The sequence below is a fragment of the Paracoccus methylarcula genome, from assembly GCF_003007735.2.
GTDB classification, from domain to species: Bacteria; Pseudomonadota; Alphaproteobacteria; order Rhodobacterales; family Rhodobacteraceae; genus Paracoccus; species Paracoccus methylarcula.
In genome coordinates, this window is record NZ_PXNQ02000001.1 from 164,867 (window position 1) to 180,464 (window position 15,598).

General features: G+C 61.6%; 13 protein-coding genes and 1 pseudogene. 11 read left to right on the top strand and 3 right to left on the bottom strand.

Going from position 1 to position 15,598, the window contains the following annotated elements:
• The first annotated feature begins 9 nt into the window (after positions 1-9).
• Genes A7A09_RS00690 through A7A09_RS00705 form a run of 4 tightly spaced genes read left to right on the top strand, consistent with a single transcriptional unit; the run spans position 10 to position 3,777 of the window.
• Positions 10-555, top strand: coding sequence for a TRAP transporter small permease subunit (locus A7A09_RS00690; protein WP_106689400.1), 546 nt, complete (start codon positions 10-12; stop codon positions 553-555).
• A complete protein-coding gene (locus A7A09_RS00695; protein ID WP_106689402.1) occupies positions 552-1,835 on the top strand; it encodes a TRAP transporter large permease in 1,284 nt (427 codons plus the stop codon). The genes A7A09_RS00690 and A7A09_RS00695 overlap by 4 nt, the downstream gene beginning before the upstream one ends.
• 11 nt (positions 1,836-1,846) lie before the next feature.
• The gene (locus tag A7A09_RS00700; RefSeq protein WP_366465311.1) at positions 1,847-2,515 is read left to right on the top strand and encodes a DUF2848 domain-containing protein; all 669 of its coding nucleotides are present in this window, start codon (positions 1,847-1,849) and stop codon (positions 2,513-2,515) included.
• Complete coding sequence (locus tag A7A09_RS00705) at positions 2,512-3,777, top strand: amidase (RefSeq protein ID WP_106689406.1); 1,266 nt, start codon at positions 2,512-2,514, stop codon at positions 3,775-3,777. The genes A7A09_RS00700 and A7A09_RS00705 overlap by 4 nt, the downstream gene beginning before the upstream one ends.
• Positions 3,778-3,926: 149 nt before the next feature.
• Here the strand turns inward: A7A09_RS00705 and A7A09_RS20695 are convergent, their stop codons facing one another.
• Positions 3,927-4,082: a hypothetical protein gene (locus A7A09_RS20695; protein ID WP_170166981.1), complete on the bottom strand. Its 156-nt coding sequence runs from the start codon at positions 4,080-4,082 to the stop codon at positions 3,927-3,929.
• Between the two features lie 414 nt (positions 4,083-4,496).
• On the opposite strand from A7A09_RS20695, the gene A7A09_RS00710 reads away from it, so the two are divergent.
• The 5 genes and pseudogenes from A7A09_RS00710 (at position 4,497) to A7A09_RS00730 (ending at position 10,783) form a co-directional block, all read left to right on the top strand.
• A complete protein-coding gene (locus A7A09_RS00710) occupies positions 4,497-6,623 on the top strand; it encodes an acetate--CoA ligase family protein (protein WP_106689408.1) in 2,127 nt (708 codons plus the stop codon).
• Between the two features lie 84 nt (positions 6,624-6,707).
• A complete protein-coding gene (gene sucC / locus A7A09_RS00715; RefSeq protein WP_106689410.1) occupies positions 6,708-7,907 on the top strand; it encodes an ADP-forming succinate--CoA ligase subunit beta in 1,200 nt (399 codons plus the stop codon).
• Positions 7,907-8,824 (top strand): succinate--CoA ligase subunit alpha, encoded by a 918-nt coding sequence (gene sucD / locus A7A09_RS00720; protein WP_106689412.1) that lies wholly within the window; start codon positions 7,907-7,909, stop codon positions 8,822-8,824. The genes sucC and sucD overlap by 1 nt, the downstream gene beginning before the upstream one ends.
• Positions 8,825-8,975: 151 nt before the next feature.
• Positions 8,976-9,710 carry a GntR family transcriptional regulator gene (locus A7A09_RS00725; protein WP_106690008.1) on the top strand — a complete coding sequence of 245 codons (735 nt, stop codon included), beginning with the start codon at positions 8,976-8,978 and terminating at the stop codon, positions 9,708-9,710.
• A 69-nt stretch (positions 9,711-9,779) separates the two neighbouring features.
• Positions 9,780-10,783: pseudogene (locus A7A09_RS00730) on the top strand (NAD(P)H-quinone oxidoreductase).
• Between the two features lie 79 nt (positions 10,784-10,862).
• Here A7A09_RS00730 and A7A09_RS00735 read toward each other — a convergent pair.
• Both A7A09_RS00735 and A7A09_RS00740 read right to left on the bottom strand, forming a co-directional pair.
• Entirely contained in the window at positions 10,863-11,636 is a 774-nt protein-coding gene (locus A7A09_RS00735; RefSeq protein WP_106690009.1) for a fumarylacetoacetate hydrolase family protein, read from the bottom strand.
• A 128-nt stretch (positions 11,637-11,764) separates the two neighbouring features.
• Entirely contained in the window at positions 11,765-12,784 is a 1,020-nt protein-coding gene (locus A7A09_RS00740) for a 2-dehydropantoate 2-reductase (RefSeq protein ID WP_106689414.1), read from the bottom strand.
• Between the two features lie 375 nt (positions 12,785-13,159).
• Between A7A09_RS00740 and A7A09_RS00745 the strand changes: the two genes are divergently transcribed.
• Together A7A09_RS00745 and A7A09_RS00750 are read left to right on the top strand one after the other, a co-directional pair.
• On the top strand, positions 13,160-14,563 hold the full coding sequence (locus A7A09_RS00745) for an Nramp family divalent metal transporter (RefSeq protein ID WP_211341005.1): 1,404 nt from the start codon (positions 13,160-13,162) through the stop codon (positions 14,561-14,563).
• A gap of 157 nt (positions 14,564-14,720) precedes the next feature.
• Positions 14,721-15,530, top strand: coding sequence for a S49 family peptidase (locus A7A09_RS00750; protein ID WP_106689415.1), 810 nt, complete (start codon positions 14,721-14,723; stop codon positions 15,528-15,530).
• The last annotated feature ends 68 nt before the right edge of the window (positions 15,531-15,598 follow it).

Here is a 15,598-nt window from a genome sequence, read left to right on the forward strand (position 1 = left end):
CTTGCCGCCATGATCGAGAATCTGCATGGCGCGCTTGTGCGCGCCAATCGCCTGATCGCCCTGATCCTCGGCATCACCTTGGGGCTGACGGTTCTGTTCATTGTCACCGACGTCGTCATGCGCAAATTCGGATGGGGATCGCTTGGAGGCTCGGACGAGATCTCGGGCTATGTCATGGCGGCGGTCGCCAGTTGGGGCCTTGCTTGCGGGCTGGTCGAACGCGCCCATGTCCGCATCGACGTGATCCGGCAGAAACTGCCGAGACCCGGGCAGGCATTGATGGATATCTTCGCGATGATCGTGACCTCGGGGATCGTGTTGTTGATCGCCTGGTATTGCTGGCCGGTGCTGCAAAAGACGATCGAGCGGGGATCGCGTGCGAACACCGCCCTGGAAACGCCATTGTGGATACCGCAGGGGATCTGGTTTGGCGGGTGGCTGTGGTTTGCCTTCAGCGCGACTGCGCTGACGCTGATCGGCCTGGTCTATTTCCTTCGCGGGCAACGTGATGCCTTCGATGCATTTTTGGGGATCGGATCGGAGTTGGACACATGATCTGGACCATCGCGGCTTCTCTGTTGGGCCTGATGGCCCTGTCGATCCCGGTCGGCATCGTGCTGTTCATCCTGGGTATCGGTGTCGGTGAATTCTACTCGGCCTTCCCGCTGCTTCGCGGCCTCGGCCAGGTGGTCTGGTCCTCTTCGGCCTCCTCGACGCTGATCGCCATCCCGCTATTCGTCCTTCTGGGCGAGATCCTTGTCCGGGGTGGCGTGGCCGAGCGGACCTATGCCGCGCTGGACAAGTGGCTGTCATGGCTGCCGGGTGGCTTGATCCATGCCAATATCGCCACCGCGACGATGTTTTCCGCCACCTCCGGTTCGTCGGTGGCGACGGCTGCCACGGTGGCCACCGTGGCCATGCCGCAAGCCGAAAAGCTGCGTTACGATCCGCGCCTGTTTTCCGGCGCGATCGCGGCGGGGGGCACGTTGGGCATCCTGATTCCGCCCTCGATCAATCTGATTGTCTATGGGTTCCTGACCGAAACCTCGATCCCGAAGCTGTTCTCGGCCGGGCTTTTGCCGGGGTTCCTGATGGCACTGGCCTTCGTCGTGGTGACCGCGGTGATCTGCAGTATCCGCCCTGCGCTTGGCGGTGCCTCGCGCAGCTTTGGCTGGGGGGAGAGGCTGCGCAGCCTGATCCAGCTTGTGCCGATCCTGATCCTTTTCGCGGTCGTCATCGGATCGATCTATGCGGGCTGGGCCACGCCCACGGAATCCGCGGCGATCGGCGTGATGATGGCCGTATTGATCGCGGTGTTCCTGGGCGACGGGCTTGGGCGCGGTGCCATCGCCGAGGCAATGCACGGCACGATCCGGATCTCGGCGATGATCATGCTGGTCGTCGCAGGCGCTTCATTTCTGAATTTCGCCATGACATCCGCCGGTCTTGGTCGTCAGCTGAGCCAGATGATCGAAGGCTCGGGTTTGTCGCCATTCGGGACCTTGATGCTGGTGATCCTTTTGTACCTGGTGCTGGGCTTCTTCATCGAGACGCTTTCGCTGATGGTCGCGACCATTCCCATTGTCGTGCCAATCATGGCGGGGCTGGGTTATGACAAGATCTGGCTTGGCGTGCTGATGATCGTGCTGATCGAGATGGCCCTCATCACCCCGCCGGTCGGGCTCAACCTGTTCGTGGTTCAGGGCGCGCGCAAATCGGGCTCGATGAACGAGGTGATCGTGGGCGCCATTCCATATGTCCTGGTCATGATCGCGATGATCGCGGCGCTTATCGCAATGCCCGGCCTCGCCTTGTGGCTCCCTTCGATCCTGTGAGAGGAATGCAAATGAACTTTATCGTCGGCGGCACTGCGTTGAATGCCGAATTGTCGCATCTGGTCATCGCGGGGTGGACCGGCCGCGATCCCGAAGCGATCAGCCATCACATCGAGGAACTGGCGGCATTGGGTGTCGAGCCGCCATCCGCAACTCCGCTTTATTACCGTGTATCAGCGTCGCTGCTGACCTTGGCGCCGCATGTCGAGGTCGTGGGCAGCAGTTCCTCGGGCGAGGTCGAGCCGATGATCGTCCAGCTTGGCGACCGGCGGTTTCTCGGCCTTGGCTCGGACCATACTGACCGGGCGCTCGAGGCGCATTCGGTTGCGCTGTCGAAACAGGTATGCGCCAAGCCCTGTGCAGCCGAGCTATGGGCCTGGGACGAGGTGGCCGATCACCTGGAACAGATCGCCCTCGAAAGCTGGATCGAGGAAAATGGCGAATGGGTTCCCTATCAACAGGGAACGCTCGCCTCGATCCGGCCGCTGGTGGAACTGATCGCCGGAGCCGGGCTTGACAGGCTGGCGGCGGATGGTGCGGCGGCGATGATGTGCGGCACTTTCGGAGCCAAGGGTGGGGTGCGCCCGGCTTCGCGCTTTCGGATGCGGATGACCGATACCCTGCGCGGCCGCGAGATCGCCCACGAATACGCGGTCACGACCTTGCCGGAGGTCGCATGACCGCCGCTTTCCGAAACAAGGTGGATGCCGCCATTGCCCGTGTAGGGGCCTTGCCCGAGGCCACCCGCCGCGCGATCTTTACCGAGTTCACCCCCGAGCGCATCCGGGCCGAGGCCGATGGGCTGATCGCGCGGCACGAAGCGGGGGAGGAACTGCCCCTGTTCGGCAGGCTGGTCTCGGTCAAGGATCTTTACGATGAGGCGGGGCAGGTTACCGGGGCGGGATCGCGCCTGCTCGCCTCTCGCGTGCCCGCCTCTCGCGATGCGGTTGCCGTTGCCCGGCTGCGCAAGGCGGGAGCGCTGATGTTCGGCAGGACCTCGATGTCGGAATTCGCCTATTCCGGTGTCGGGCTGAACCCGCATCACGGCACGCCGTCAAGTGTTTTGGCGGATGGCGTCATTCCCGGAGGCTCCAGTTCGGGTGGGGCGGTGACCGTGGCGATGGGGCTGACGGATGCGGCGATCGGCACGGATACCGGCGGCTCGCTGCGGATACCGGCGGCTGCGAACGGGATCTGGGGGATCAAGCCGAGCCAGACATTGGTGGATTCGACCGGTGTGCATCCGCTTGCGCCAAGCTTCGATACAGCCGGGCCGATGGCATGCGATGCGGCTCTGCTGCGGCAGATGCTGGAGGTGATGGGGGCGACGGAGCTGTCTGCCCCGTCCCCGCGCCAACTGAGATTGGCGATACCGGAGGGTGCGTTCACCGATGGGTTGTCACGGGATGTGGAGGCGCTGTTTGCCGCCGAGACGGCCCGGCTGCGTGATGCCGGCCATCGGTTGGAGCCTGTCGATATGCATGAGGTCGGCGAAGGGATCGGGCTGAACCGGATCATTGTTTCGGTCGAGGCGCATCGAATTTACTGCGACGACCTGGAAAAATTGGCGGAGATCGGCGATCCGCGTGTCCTTGCCCGTATTCGCTTCGCCGAAACTCTTTCCGAAGAGCAGATCGCCGAGGCCTTTGCCAGGCGGGCCGAGATCGTGGCGGCATTCGATCGGTCAATGGCCGGGTTCGACGCGGCGCTGGCGCCGGCATTGATGCAATTGCCGCCCAGCATTACCGAGGTGGAAGCGGATTTCGACCGGCTCAATGCGGCGATGCTGCGCAATACGTCCCTGGTGAACCTGGTGAATGGCTGCGCCGTGGTCATGCCGACAGCCGATCTGACACCGGAATGGTCGATGACGATGCTGATCGGGAAAAACCGGGCGGATGCCGCGCTCTTCGCTGCTGTCGACTCGTTGAAGGGCGCGTAAGGCGCGATATGATACGGGTGCCGGTTGGAATCGCGATCCGGGAGGGCGTGAAGCCAGCAGCATGAGGTCGCGTCAGCACCCGCCGGATAGGTAGGGCAAAGGCCGCCGAGAGGCGGCCTTTCGCGGCTTGGGAGCCGGTCTTTGCGAGATTACTTAACCTCGTGGCGGTCTTGCGCGGGCCAGGGTGCCTCGGTGACCGACAGGCTACGATCCGAGGTTTCGCGCATGAAAGCGGCGACAGCCTTGCCGAAATTGTTCAGCCAGCCTTGGGATTTCGGGGCGGCGTCGGAAGTGATGTAGGTCATTTGCTCTCTCCTTGCTTTTCAGATCGACATATTTCTCGCTTCTGCGGGCTATGTAGGGGATCTTTCTGCAATTAGATATACCAGGGCGCGCATACCGCCTTTGCATTTGCAGCATAGCTTTCTGCATGCGCGAAGGGAGCGGTTTCCTTGTGCACTATCCATCGTGATTTCCCGGCCGGGTAAGCGTGAGCGGGACGGTCTCGTCGGCCTGCGATCATGAGTCGATGCCTGCTATTGCGCTGATCTTAATGATCAAAGTTAACTTCTCTCCCTCTTGTTCGCCTGCCCGGGAAACTTTGGGTTGACATGACAGGTATCTGGCATTCATCATTCGTAATGCCAGAAAAGGGCGAATGGCACGGATAATCGAACCCGCGCGATTCGAAGAGGAAATGGCCGTCAGAGAGGGGAATCATGCTCGACAAGACCAATGTCCGGAAAACGCTGGAAACAGTAAAGGCCGAAGGCCGTACGGCGCTGACCGCGCCCGAGGGCAAGCTGTTGTGCGATGCCTATGGTATCGCCGTCCCCGACGAGGGGCTGGCTACAAGTGCTGACGAGGCCGTGAAACTGGCCTCCGACATGGGATTCCCCGTGGTGATGAAGATCGTCTCGCAGGATATTCTTCACAAGACCGATGCAGGCGGGGTGATCGTCGGCGTCGAATCGGCCGAGGACGCGCGCGCGGCCTATGCCACGATCATCGCCAATGCAAAGCGCTACAAGCCCGATGCCGATATCAGCGGTGTCCAGGTCCAGCAGATGGTGCCCGCGGGGCAGGAAGTCATTATCGGCGCCGTGACCGATGGCAGTTTCGGCAAGCTGGTGGCGTTCGGCCTTGGCGGCGTGCTGGTCGAGGTCCTGAAGGACATCACATTCCGGCTCGCGCCTGTCGACAAGGACGAGGCGCTGTCGATGCTCGACGGCATCCAGGCGTCCGAAATGCTCAAGGGGGTCCGTGGCGGCGAACCCGTCAACCGCGAGGCGCTGGCCGACATGATCGTGCGCGTCTCGCAATTGATCAGCGATCATCCGGAAATCTCGGAGCTCGACCTGAACCCGGTCTTCGCGACGAAGGATGGCGCCATTGCCGCGGATGTGCGGATCGTGCTCGACCATGATCAGCCCGAGCCTCGTCACCGGCCCAGCCAGGAAGAGATCGTCACGGCGATGAACAAGGTGATGCGTCCGCGTGCGGTTGCGGTCATCGGAGCCTCGAACGAGCAGGGCAAGATCGGCAACTCGGTGATGCGCAACCTGATCGACGGGGGATATAACGGCGATATCTATCCGATTCACCCGAAGGCTGACGATATCCTTGGCTACAAGGCCTATAGAAGCGTCAAGGACGTGCCGGGCGAGATCGATACAGCCGTCTTTGCCATCCCCGCCAAGCTCGTGGCCGGTGCGCTGACGGAATGCGGCGAGAAGGGCATTCCCGGTGCGGTGCTGATTCCCTCGGGGTTCGCCGAGGCGGGCGCGCCGGAACTGCAGGAAGAGATCGTCAAGATCGGCCGCAAATACAATATCCGCATGATGGGGCCGAATATCTATGGCTTCTATTATACCCCGGACAATCTATGCGCGACATTCTGCACCGCCTACGATGTGAAGGGCTCGGCCGCGCTGTCGTCGCAATCCGGCGGGATCGGCATGGCGATCATCGGTTTCTCGCGTTCGGCGAAGATGGGCGTGTCCGCGATCGTCGGGTTGGGCAACAAGTCCGATATCGACGAGGACGACCTGCTGACCTTCTTCGAGCAGGACGAGAACACCAAGATCATCGCCCAGCATTGCGAGGATCTGAAGGACGGGCGTGCCTTTGCGGAAGTCGCCAAGCGCGTCTCGAAAACCAAGCCGGTGGTGGTGCTGAAGGCCGGACGCACTTCGGCTGGCGCAAAGGCGGCCTCGTCGCATACCGGGGCACTGGCCGGGAACGACAAGATCTACGAGGATGTGTTCAAGCAATCCGGCGTGATCCGCGCCCGGTCGCTCAAGCAGCTTCTGGAATTCGCGCGAGGCATTCCGGTCATGCCCACGCCAAAGGGCGAAAACGTGGTGATCATCACCGGGGCAGGCGGATCCGGCGTGCTTCTGTCGGATGCCTGCGTCGATAATGATCTGAACCTGATGTCGATGCCGGATGATCTGGACGCGGCGTTCCGCAAGTTCATTCCGCCTTTCGGCGCGGCGGGCAACCCGGTGGACATCACCGGCGGCGAGCCTCCCGAGACTTACAAGAACACCGTCCGCCTCGGGCTGGAGGATGACCGCATCCATTCGCTCATCCTTGGTTACTGGCACACCATCGTCACGCCGCCCATGGTCTTTGCCAAGCTTATGGTCGAGGTGAAGGAGGAAATGGCGGCCAAGGGGATCGAGAAGCCGATGGTTGCCTCGCTTGCCGGTGATGTCGAGGTCGAGGAGGCGGCGGAATATCTCTACCAGCATGGCATTCCCGCCTATGCCTATTCCACGGAACTGCCGGTCGAGGTGCTGGGCGCCAAGTATAAATGGGCGCGCGGCGCGGGCCTGCTCTGATTTTCCTACCCGGTCTGGCTCCGGTTTTGTGCCGGGGCCGGGCCGCATTGAAATTCTGGCGGTCCGAGAGAGGAAAACTACATAATGCATATACATGAATATCAGGCCAAGGATGTCCTGAGATCCTATGGCGTGCCGGTTCCCGACGGGTTCGCGGCGATGGATGCCGATGCCGCAGGGGATGCGGCGGACAAGCTTCCCGGTCCGGTCTACGTCGTCAAGGCGCAGATCCATGCCGGGGGGCGCGGCAAGGGCAGTTTCAAGGAACTCGGCGCAGATGCCGGGGGTGGCGTGCGGTTGGCGCGGTCGGCAAGTGAAGTGCGCGAGCATGCCGTGCAAATGCTGAACAATACGCTGGTCACGGTGCAGACCGGACCGGATGGCAAGCAGGTGAACCGGCTTTATGTCGAGGCGGGATCAGAGATCGACAAGGAATTCTACCTGTCCCTGCTGGTCGACCGTGCGACGGGTTACACATCCTTTGTCGTTTCGACCGAGGGCGGCATGGATATCGAGGCGGTGGCGGAGGAAACGCCCGACAAGATCCTGACGCTTGGCGTCGATCCGGCGACGGGCTTCATGCCGCATCACGGACGCGCGGTGGCAAAGGCGTTGGGCCTGACCGGCGATCTTGCGAAACAGGCCGAGGCGCTGGCGGCCAAGCTTTATGCCGCCTTTACCGCCCGCGATATGGAAATGCTGGAGATCAATCCGCTGGTGCTGACCGGCGACGGTGAGCTGCGTTGCCTGGATGCGAAGATCGGTTTCGATTCCAACGCGCTGCCCCGCCACCCGGATATCGCGGAGATGCGCGACGAGACCGAAGAGGACGCCAAGGAGATCGAGGCCTCGCGCCACGACCTGTCCTATATCGCGCTTGATGGAGATATCGGCTGCATGGTCAATGGCGCCGGTCTTGCCATGGGCACGATGGATATCATCAAGTATCACGGCGGCACGCCCGCCAATTTCCTTGATGTCGGCGGCGGTGCGACGACAGAGAAGGTCGCGGCCGCGTTCAAGATCATCACCGCCGATCCGAATGTGAAAGGCATTCTCGTCAATATCTTCGGCGGGATCATGCGCTGCGACGTGATCGCCGAGGGGATCGTCTCGGCGGTCAGGGAGGTCGGGCTCTCCGTGCCGCTGGTGGTGCGTCTTGAAGGCACCAATGTCGCCGAGGGCAAGCAGATCATCGAAGGGTCGGGGTTGAACGTCATTTCCGCCGACGATCTCGACGATGCAGCGCAAAAGATAGTCAAGGCGGTCGGAGGCTCCAACTGATGTCCATTCTCATCGACAAGGATACCCGTGTCCTTTGCCAGGGCATGACGGGCAAGACAGCCACTTTTCACACCAGGGCCGCACTCGAATACGGCACGAAGATGGTCGGTGGCGTGGCACCCGGAAAGGGTGGATCTTCGCATCTGGATCTGCCGGTTTTCGACACGGTGATGGAAGCGCGTCAAGCGACTGATGCTGATGCGACTGTCATCTATGTGCCGCCGCTTGGCGCCGCCGATGCCATCTGCGAAGCCATTCATGCCGAGATTCCACTGATCGTCTGCATTACCGAGGGGATTCCGGTTCTCGACATGCAGCGGGTAAATCGTGCGCTGACGGGCTCTAAGTCCCGCCTGCTCGGGCCGAACTGCCCGGGACTGATCACCACGGATGAATGCAAGATCGGCATCATGCCCACGTCGATCTTTCGCAAGGGTTCGGTCGGGATTGTCTCGCGCTCGGGGACGCTGACCTACGAGGCTGTGTTCCAGACATCGCAGCAGGGCTTGGGCCAGACCACGGCGGTCGGGATCGGGGGGGATCCGATCAAGGGGACCGAGTTCATCGACGTGCTCGAGATGTTCCTGGCCGATCCCGCGACCGAATCCATCGTCATGATCGGCGAGATCGGCGGTCAGGCCGAAGAGGACGCCGCCCAGTTCCTTGCCGACGAGGCGCGGCGCGGACGCTCCAAGCCGACGGTCGGGTTCATTGCGGGACGCACGGCACCTCCGGGACGGCGCATGGGTCATGCCGGGGCTGTCATCTCGGGCGGCAAGGGTGGGGCCGAGGACAAGATCGCGGCGATGCGGGAAGCGGGGATCCGGGTTTCACCCACGCCTGCACGGATCGGTGAGACGCTGGTAGGGCTGCTCGACGGACGGTCCGAGGACGCGCAGATCGCCGCTGCGGAATAGCCCTTCGTGAAGGGCTGTTCCCGGCCGGGGATCGTTCGCGACGGCTTTCCCCGGCCGTGCCAAACAGTCTGCAACCCTTGCATTATCCGGTGATCTGTTCCAGTTGAGATATGTTATTATGGATTCCACCCGTTGATTGCAGGAGGCATTTGTGAGTTCCAAATCCCAGACACGTTGGCCGGTTTCCGACAAGACAGGGCCAGACCTTGTCCTGGAGCCTTTTGCGGCGGAGCCGAATTTCAAGACGCGGATCTACGCGATGCTGAAACAGGCGATCACCGGGATGGATATCTATGGCGTGTCCGAGGATACCTGGCTGGACGAGCGGCATCTGGCCGAACGCCTGGGCGTCAGCCGCACCCCGATCCGCGAGGCATTGGCCATGCTGGAGCAGCAGGGCTTCGTGAAATCCGTTCCGCGGCGGGGGATCATCGTTTTGCGCAAGACCAAGCGCGAGGTGATCGAGATGATCCAGATCTGGGCGGCCCTGGAAAGCATGGCTGCCCGGCTGATCACGCTGAATGCCGGTAATCGCGATATCGGGCGCCTGCGGAAGATTTTCGAGAAGTTCCATGACGGACATGCGCCCGAGGATTACCTGAGCGAATATTCCGAGGCCAATCTGCTGTTTCACCAGACGCTGATCCAGATGACCGGATCGCCGACCCTGCAAGAGATGATCGAGGATATCGTGCTGCATGTACGCGGTATCCGCAAGATGACCATTGGCCGTCACGACCGTGCCAAGCAATCGATCAACGATCACCTGGCGATCATCGACGCTCTCGAAAAGCGCGATACCGAGCGGGCGGAGAAGCTCTGCCGCGATCATACGCTTGGCCTGGCCGATTATGTCGAAAAACACAGCGAGGACCTGTTCGACTGACGCAGTTGCCCTGCGATATGGGCGTGCCGAATAGGTCTGTCTGCAAGCAACCCACGGAGAGGCTGCGGAATGGATATTCCTGAAAGCATGACTGCCATAGGCATTTCTGCGCCTGGCGGACCGGAGATGCTGAAGCCCGAGCAACGGCCGGTTCCGCGTCCAGGTGACGGCGAAATCCTGATCCGGGTCATGGCCGCCGGGGTGAACCGTCCCGATGTCCTGCAACGCTCCGGGGTCTATCCGCCTCCGAAGGGGGCGTCGGATATTCCGGGACTCGAGGTCGCGGGACGGGTTGCGGCTGTCGGCACCGGGGTCACGCGATGGAAGCCGGGTGACGCGGTCTGCGCCTTGACGCCGGGCGGCGGTTACGCGGAATATGTTCTGGTCGATGGCAGTAACACCCTGCCGATACCCGCAGGCGTATCGGATTTGCAGGCTGCCGCCATACCTGAAACCTTCTTCACCGTCTGGCACAATGTCTTTGACCGCGCGGCATTGCAGCCGGGTGAGACATTGCTGCTGCACGGAGGGGCGTCGGGCATCGGAACGACGGCGACGATGCTTGCCAAGCTTTCGGCGCCACGGTCGCGGTTACCGCGGGATCGGACGAGAAATGTGCCGCCTGCCGGAAACTGGGGGCGGATATCGCGATCAACTATCGCGATGAGGACTGGGTTGCCGCCATCAAGGAAGCAACATCCGGCCGGGGTGCGGATGTGATCCTCGACATCGTCGGTGGCCCCTATCTGCAAAAGAATTACCAGGCCGCAGCCGTCGGAGGACGGATCGTCAGCATCGCCTTCCTGCAGGGATCGCGCGGGGAGGTGGATTTCATGCGGCTGATGATGAAACGGCTGACCCATACCGGATCGACCCTGCGGGCCCAACCGATCGAGGTGAAGGCCGGGATCGCGGCCCGGTTGGAAGCACAGGTGTGGCCATTACTGGAAAGGGGGCAATGCCTGCCATTGATTCATGCCCGCTTCCCGTTTGCCGAGGCGTTCCGAGCGCATGAATTGATGGAATCCAACGCGCATATCGGCAAGATCGTGCTGGAGGTCGGCGGGGCCTGAACCGCACCGAGTGCCACCAATGTCGGCAAGAGCTTCCGACCCGCTACCTAGCGCGGGCCGGGTTTCGATATCGGCTCGGCTATTGGGTGAACCTGTTCGACAGGGTTCCGATTCCGTCTATCGTGACCGTGACGGAATTGCTCGCCTCCTTGATTGAACCGACCCCGAGCGAGGTACCGCAGCAGATCAGGTCGCCCGGAAGCAGGGTCATGTCCCGCGACAGGGCGCTGATCAGGCGCGCAGGCGGAAAGATCATGTCGTCGAGCGGGTAGTTTTGCCGCTCCGCCCCGTTGAGCTCGGTCCGGACATGCAGCCCCCTGGGATCGAGGCCGGTGGCGATCACCGGGCCGAACGGGCCGAAACCGTCGAAGCTCTTGGCGCGTGCCCATTGGGCGAATGTCTTGTCGCGGCCAATGATCTCGGCGGCCGTGATGTCGTTGACGCAGGTATAGCCGAAAATCCCGGCCTCGGCCTCTGCCTCGGTTGCGTTGCCGAGGGGGCGTCCGATGACGATGCCCAACTCGCCCTCATAGACGACTTTGCCGCTATAGCTGGACGGGCGGGTGATTGTGGCTCCCGGTGCGGCGATGCTGGACACGGCCTTGAGCAGGTAAAGCGGCTCATCGGGTTCGGGCACGTCCAGCTTTGCGGCCAACTGACGGAAATTGTTCCACAGGGCGATGACTTTCGACGGGCGGCAAGGCGGCAAGAGCCGGACCGCGCCGAGCGGGCGCCGGATATCCGTCGGCGCCGGGCTGTCGAACAGGTCCCCGGTATGGGCGATGATGGTTTCGCCCTCCAGCAGACCGATCCGTTCCTGGCCCTCATCCTCGAAACATACCCATTTTGCCATTGTCTCCTCCTCATATTCTCGCGTTGTTGCGTGCTGTTCGCCATGCATGCCGATGCGCAACGGCATCGCGATCTTGCGTGCCGTTTTTCCGGGCTTTGGAGCCTCGCCCATTCCGAATCGGAAGGGGCTCAGGATGCGCGTCGAGCCTGAATCGTTTCGCTGTCCGGGAATGTGGGATAGATTCCTTTCACACGCCCCATTTGCTGAGCCAGCGCCAGCACGCTGTCGATGAACGGCGTTTCGAAATTGGCGAGCCGCCCCATCTCCTGGACCGAGGTCAGCAGCGCGTCCAGCTCGATCGGCCTGCCGCGCGAGACATCCTGCAACATGGATGTGCGATGTGCGCCCACCTTGGCGGCACCGTTGATGCGGCGGTCCACGTCGACGCGGAAACTGGCGCCGAAATGTTCGGCGATTTCCTGTGCCTCGAGCATCATTCCGCGGGCAAGAGCGCGGGTGCCCGGCTCTGTCGCCACGACATCGAGCGTCGCACCTGTCAGGGCGGAAATGGGATTGAAGCAGAGATTGCCCCACAGCTTGAGCCAGATATCGTCGCGAATATCGTCATAGATCCGCGCTTTCAGCCCGCCCGCCTCCAATGCCGCAGCCAGTTCCGCGATCCGCGCGCTGTTGCTGCGATCAGGCTCGCCCAGGCCAAACTGATTGCCATAGATATGCTGGATGATGCCGGGCTCGACGATTTCGGCTGCGGGATACACGGTGCAGCCGATGACCCGCTCCGGTCCGATCGCGTTCCATTGACGGTTGTCGGGATCGACGCTTTTCAGGCGCAGATCGGCATAGGCCGGATCGAGCCCGTGGAAATACCACCACGGAAGCCCGTTTTGCGCCGTCACCACCGCTGTCCGATCATGCAATAGCGGAGAGAGTGCCCTTGCGGTCTCCCAGGCCTGATGCGCCTTGAGCGCGACAATTACATGATCCTGCGGACCGATTGCCGCCGGATCGTCGCTGGCGGTCATATGTTCAACGATCTCCTCGCCATCGATTCGCAGGGTGAGGCCGTGATCCCGAATCGCCTGAAGATGCGGCCCGCGGGCAATGAGCGAGACATCAGCGCCACCGCGCTTCAACATCACCGCCATGTAACCGCCGATGGCACCTGCGCCGTAGATGCAGATTTTCATTGTTCCTCCCTGGTCTGGAAACGGAGCGCGCACAGAATGCGCCGAATAGTTGTGGAATATGTAATGCCAGAAAATATGCAAGTCAAACCCTGTCCTTTCCCATGGACATCCGCTGGCAACGTCATGGGGGCGGAAAAGGCGTGTTTGGCTGGGGATTAAAGCGGTCGGAAATCTTGCGTTTCCGGATTCGTCCTATTTCCGATCAGACGAATTCAGCCGTTGATTGCGGCATTTGATCAATGTTGTTGCATGTATGAGAAATTGGTAATACGTTATGCCAGATGGTTTTGCCAGAAGACAAGAGGTGATGAACGAGTCGGCCTGCAAGCGGGTCAATAGCAAGTTGTAGAAAACATCAAACGGGGGAGGGATGCCGTGAGTACAGCATCGGACTTGGAAACAGACAACCTGACGGATCCGTTGGTTCGGGAAGAGGAGACCGAACTGGCCGGAAAAGGCAAGGTCATAACGCTGGACGCGCCGGGAACAGGCGCAAGGGATACATGGAGGGCGATGGGGCCCGGTATCGCGGCGGCGATGACCGGTATCGGCGCAAGCCACATCATGCATGGGCCCACAGCGGGGGCGCAATACGAATATGCCCTGCTATGGATCATTCCATTCGCATATCTCATGAAATACTGCGCCTTCGAGTTCGCGCATCGTTACACATTGGTTCGTGGCGAAAGCATCATGGAGGCCTATGGCCGGGTCGGCAAATGGCCGTTCTGGTATTTGGGCTTCCAGTCTCTCGTGAACACCTTCGGAATCGCCGGCCGCGCCCTTGGATGCGCGGCGCTTCTTTGGGCGGCATTCCCGTTCCTGCCACTGGAAATCTGGGCGCTGGTCATCCTTGTGGCCTGTGTCGGCATTCTCTGGGCAGGGAAATACGCGGCCCTGGAAGGAGCCGTGAAGATCGCGATCATCGTCTTTGCCGGTGCATCGCTGATCGCATTCCTTCTGCAGATGCCGTCGCCTTCGGAATATATGGGGCGGTTGCTGCCGACGCTGCCGCCGATCGGCGCGGCGATACTGTTCGGTGCGATGTTCGGCTATTTCCCGACCACGGTCGAGGTGTCGCCGATGCAATCCAACTGGGCCGTCGACAAGAAGACGGGCATGGTGAAGGTGCGTGAACTGGAGCGCCAGGGCTACAAGGTGGATCTCGCGCCGAACTACATGCGCAACTACTTCACCCTGTTCAAGCGCGACATGAATATCAGCTATATCATCTCGATGCTGACCGGTATCGCGTTCCTCATCGTCGGGGCCGTCGTGCTGTTCCCCAAGGGGATCGTTCCGGCGAAGGCCGAAATGGGAACGACCATCGCGTTCATGTACACGGAAACCTTCGGTGCATGGATCTTCCCGGTCATCATCGCCGGCGGCGTTTCGGCATTGTTCTCGACCGTGTTCACCTATTTCGACGGGCAGGCGCGGATTTTCGAGGAATGCTGTGTCCGCCTGAACAGTGTCTGGGACGAGCCCCGCATGCGAAAGCTGCTGTATCGTGGCTTCCAGGTTCTGTGGGTGATTGCCGGTGCGGCGATCATCTACGGGCTGCCGCGCCCGATTTTCGTGGTGCAGATCGCTTCGGTTCTCGCCTTGCTGTTCTCGCCGGTGATCTACTGGCTGAATATCAGGGCCGTGAAGGAGAACTTCACCGAGCAGGATGCGGAGTTCCTGCCCTCCAAGCTCATGTTCACCTGGGCGTGGTGCGGAACGATCGGGCTGGGCATTATCAGCCTTTACGTCCTCTACCTGCAATTTCTGAGCTGACCGCCTCTGAACATATTGGTATCAAGATGAAAAGGGGCCGTAAGGCCCCTTTTTTCAATGATCGCCCGGGACGCGGGCACGAATCGCGAAGATGGCTTCGACGAAAGGCGGGCATCCCGCCTTGCCGGATGTGCGGGGTGGGCCTATGTGAGACGGCATGCATATTCCATTTCTCAACAGAATCCTGAACCGTGGGCCGCTCGTATCCGTGCTTCGCATGCAGGGCGCCATCGGCATGGCGGGGCGTGGTGGTGGGCTGAACGATGCGGCGCTTGCTCCGCTGGTCGAGCGGGCCTTCCGCCGGGGCAAACCCGTTGCAGTGGCCCTGGCGATCAACTCTCCCGGGGGCTCGCCGGTGCAGTCCTCGCTCATCGCGGCGCGAATCCGGCGGCTGGCGGATGAGACCGGGATTCCCGTCCACGCCTTCGTCGAGGATGTTGCGGCCTCGGGCGGCTATTGGCTGGCCTGCGCGGCCGATGACATCTGGGCGGATGACAGTTCCGTCCTGGGCTCGATCGGGGTGATCTCGGCGGGGTTCGGTTTTCACGAGTTGATCGGGCGTTGGGGCGTGGAGCGGCGGGTGCATACCGCCGGGCACTCGAAATCGACGCTGGATCCGTTCCGCCCCGAGAACCCCGAGGATGTAGAGCGCCTGCGCAATGTGCTGGAGCCGATCCATGCCGCCTTCAAGGCGCATGTCACCTCCCGCCGAGGCGACCGCCTGCCCGAGGGGCGGGACCTGTTCACCGGCGAGTTCTGGGCGGGGCGTGAGGCCGTCGAACTGGGGCTCGCGGACGGGATCGGCCACCTGGTGCCGAGGATGAAGGCGCTGTATGGCGAAAAGGTCCGGTTCTCGGTTCACAGCCCGCGCCGGCCACTGTTCCGCCGTCTTGGATTATCTGCCGACGCGGTGCTGGATGCGGCCGAGGAACGGGCGGCCTTCGCCAGTTTCGGTGCAAGGGGATGAGTGTCCGTTTCGTTATCGTATTCCTGCTGATCATGGTGATCCTGGCATTGGTCAGTGGCCCGGGTTTC

Excerpts from the sequence above, each read along its gene's own strand:
- A7A09_RS00690 (WP_106689400.1), top strand. The coding sequence starts at position 10 with ATGATCGAGAATCTGCATGGCGCGCTTGTGCGCGCCAATCGCCTGATC.
- A7A09_RS00695 (WP_106689402.1), top strand. The coding sequence starts at position 552 with ATGATCTGGACCATCGCGGCTTCTCTGTTGGGCCTGATGGCCCTGTCG.
- A7A09_RS00700 (WP_366465311.1), top strand. The coding sequence starts at position 1,847 with ATGAACTTTATCGTCGGCGGCACTGCGTTGAATGCCGAATTGTCGCAT.
- A7A09_RS00705 (WP_106689406.1), top strand. The coding sequence starts at position 2,512 with ATGACCGCCGCTTTCCGAAACAAGGTGGATGCCGCCATTGCCCGTGTA.
- A7A09_RS20695 (WP_170166981.1), bottom strand. The coding sequence starts at position 4,082 with ATGACCTACATCACTTCCGACGCCGCCCCGAAATCCCAAGGCTGGCTG.
- A7A09_RS00710 (WP_106689408.1), top strand. The coding sequence starts at position 4,497 with ATGCTCGACAAGACCAATGTCCGGAAAACGCTGGAAACAGTAAAGGCC.
- sucC (WP_106689410.1), top strand. The coding sequence starts at position 6,708 with ATGCATATACATGAATATCAGGCCAAGGATGTCCTGAGATCCTATGGC.
- sucD (WP_106689412.1), top strand. The coding sequence starts at position 7,907 with ATGTCCATTCTCATCGACAAGGATACCCGTGTCCTTTGCCAGGGCATG.
- A7A09_RS00735 (WP_106690009.1), bottom strand. The coding sequence starts at position 11,636 with ATGGCAAAATGGGTATGTTTCGAGGATGAGGGCCAGGAACGGATCGGT.
- A7A09_RS00740 (WP_106689414.1), bottom strand. The coding sequence starts at position 12,784 with ATGAAAATCTGCATCTACGGCGCAGGTGCCATCGGCGGTTACATGGCG.
- A7A09_RS00750 (WP_106689415.1), top strand. The coding sequence starts at position 14,721 with ATGCATATTCCATTTCTCAACAGAATCCTGAACCGTGGGCCGCTCGTA.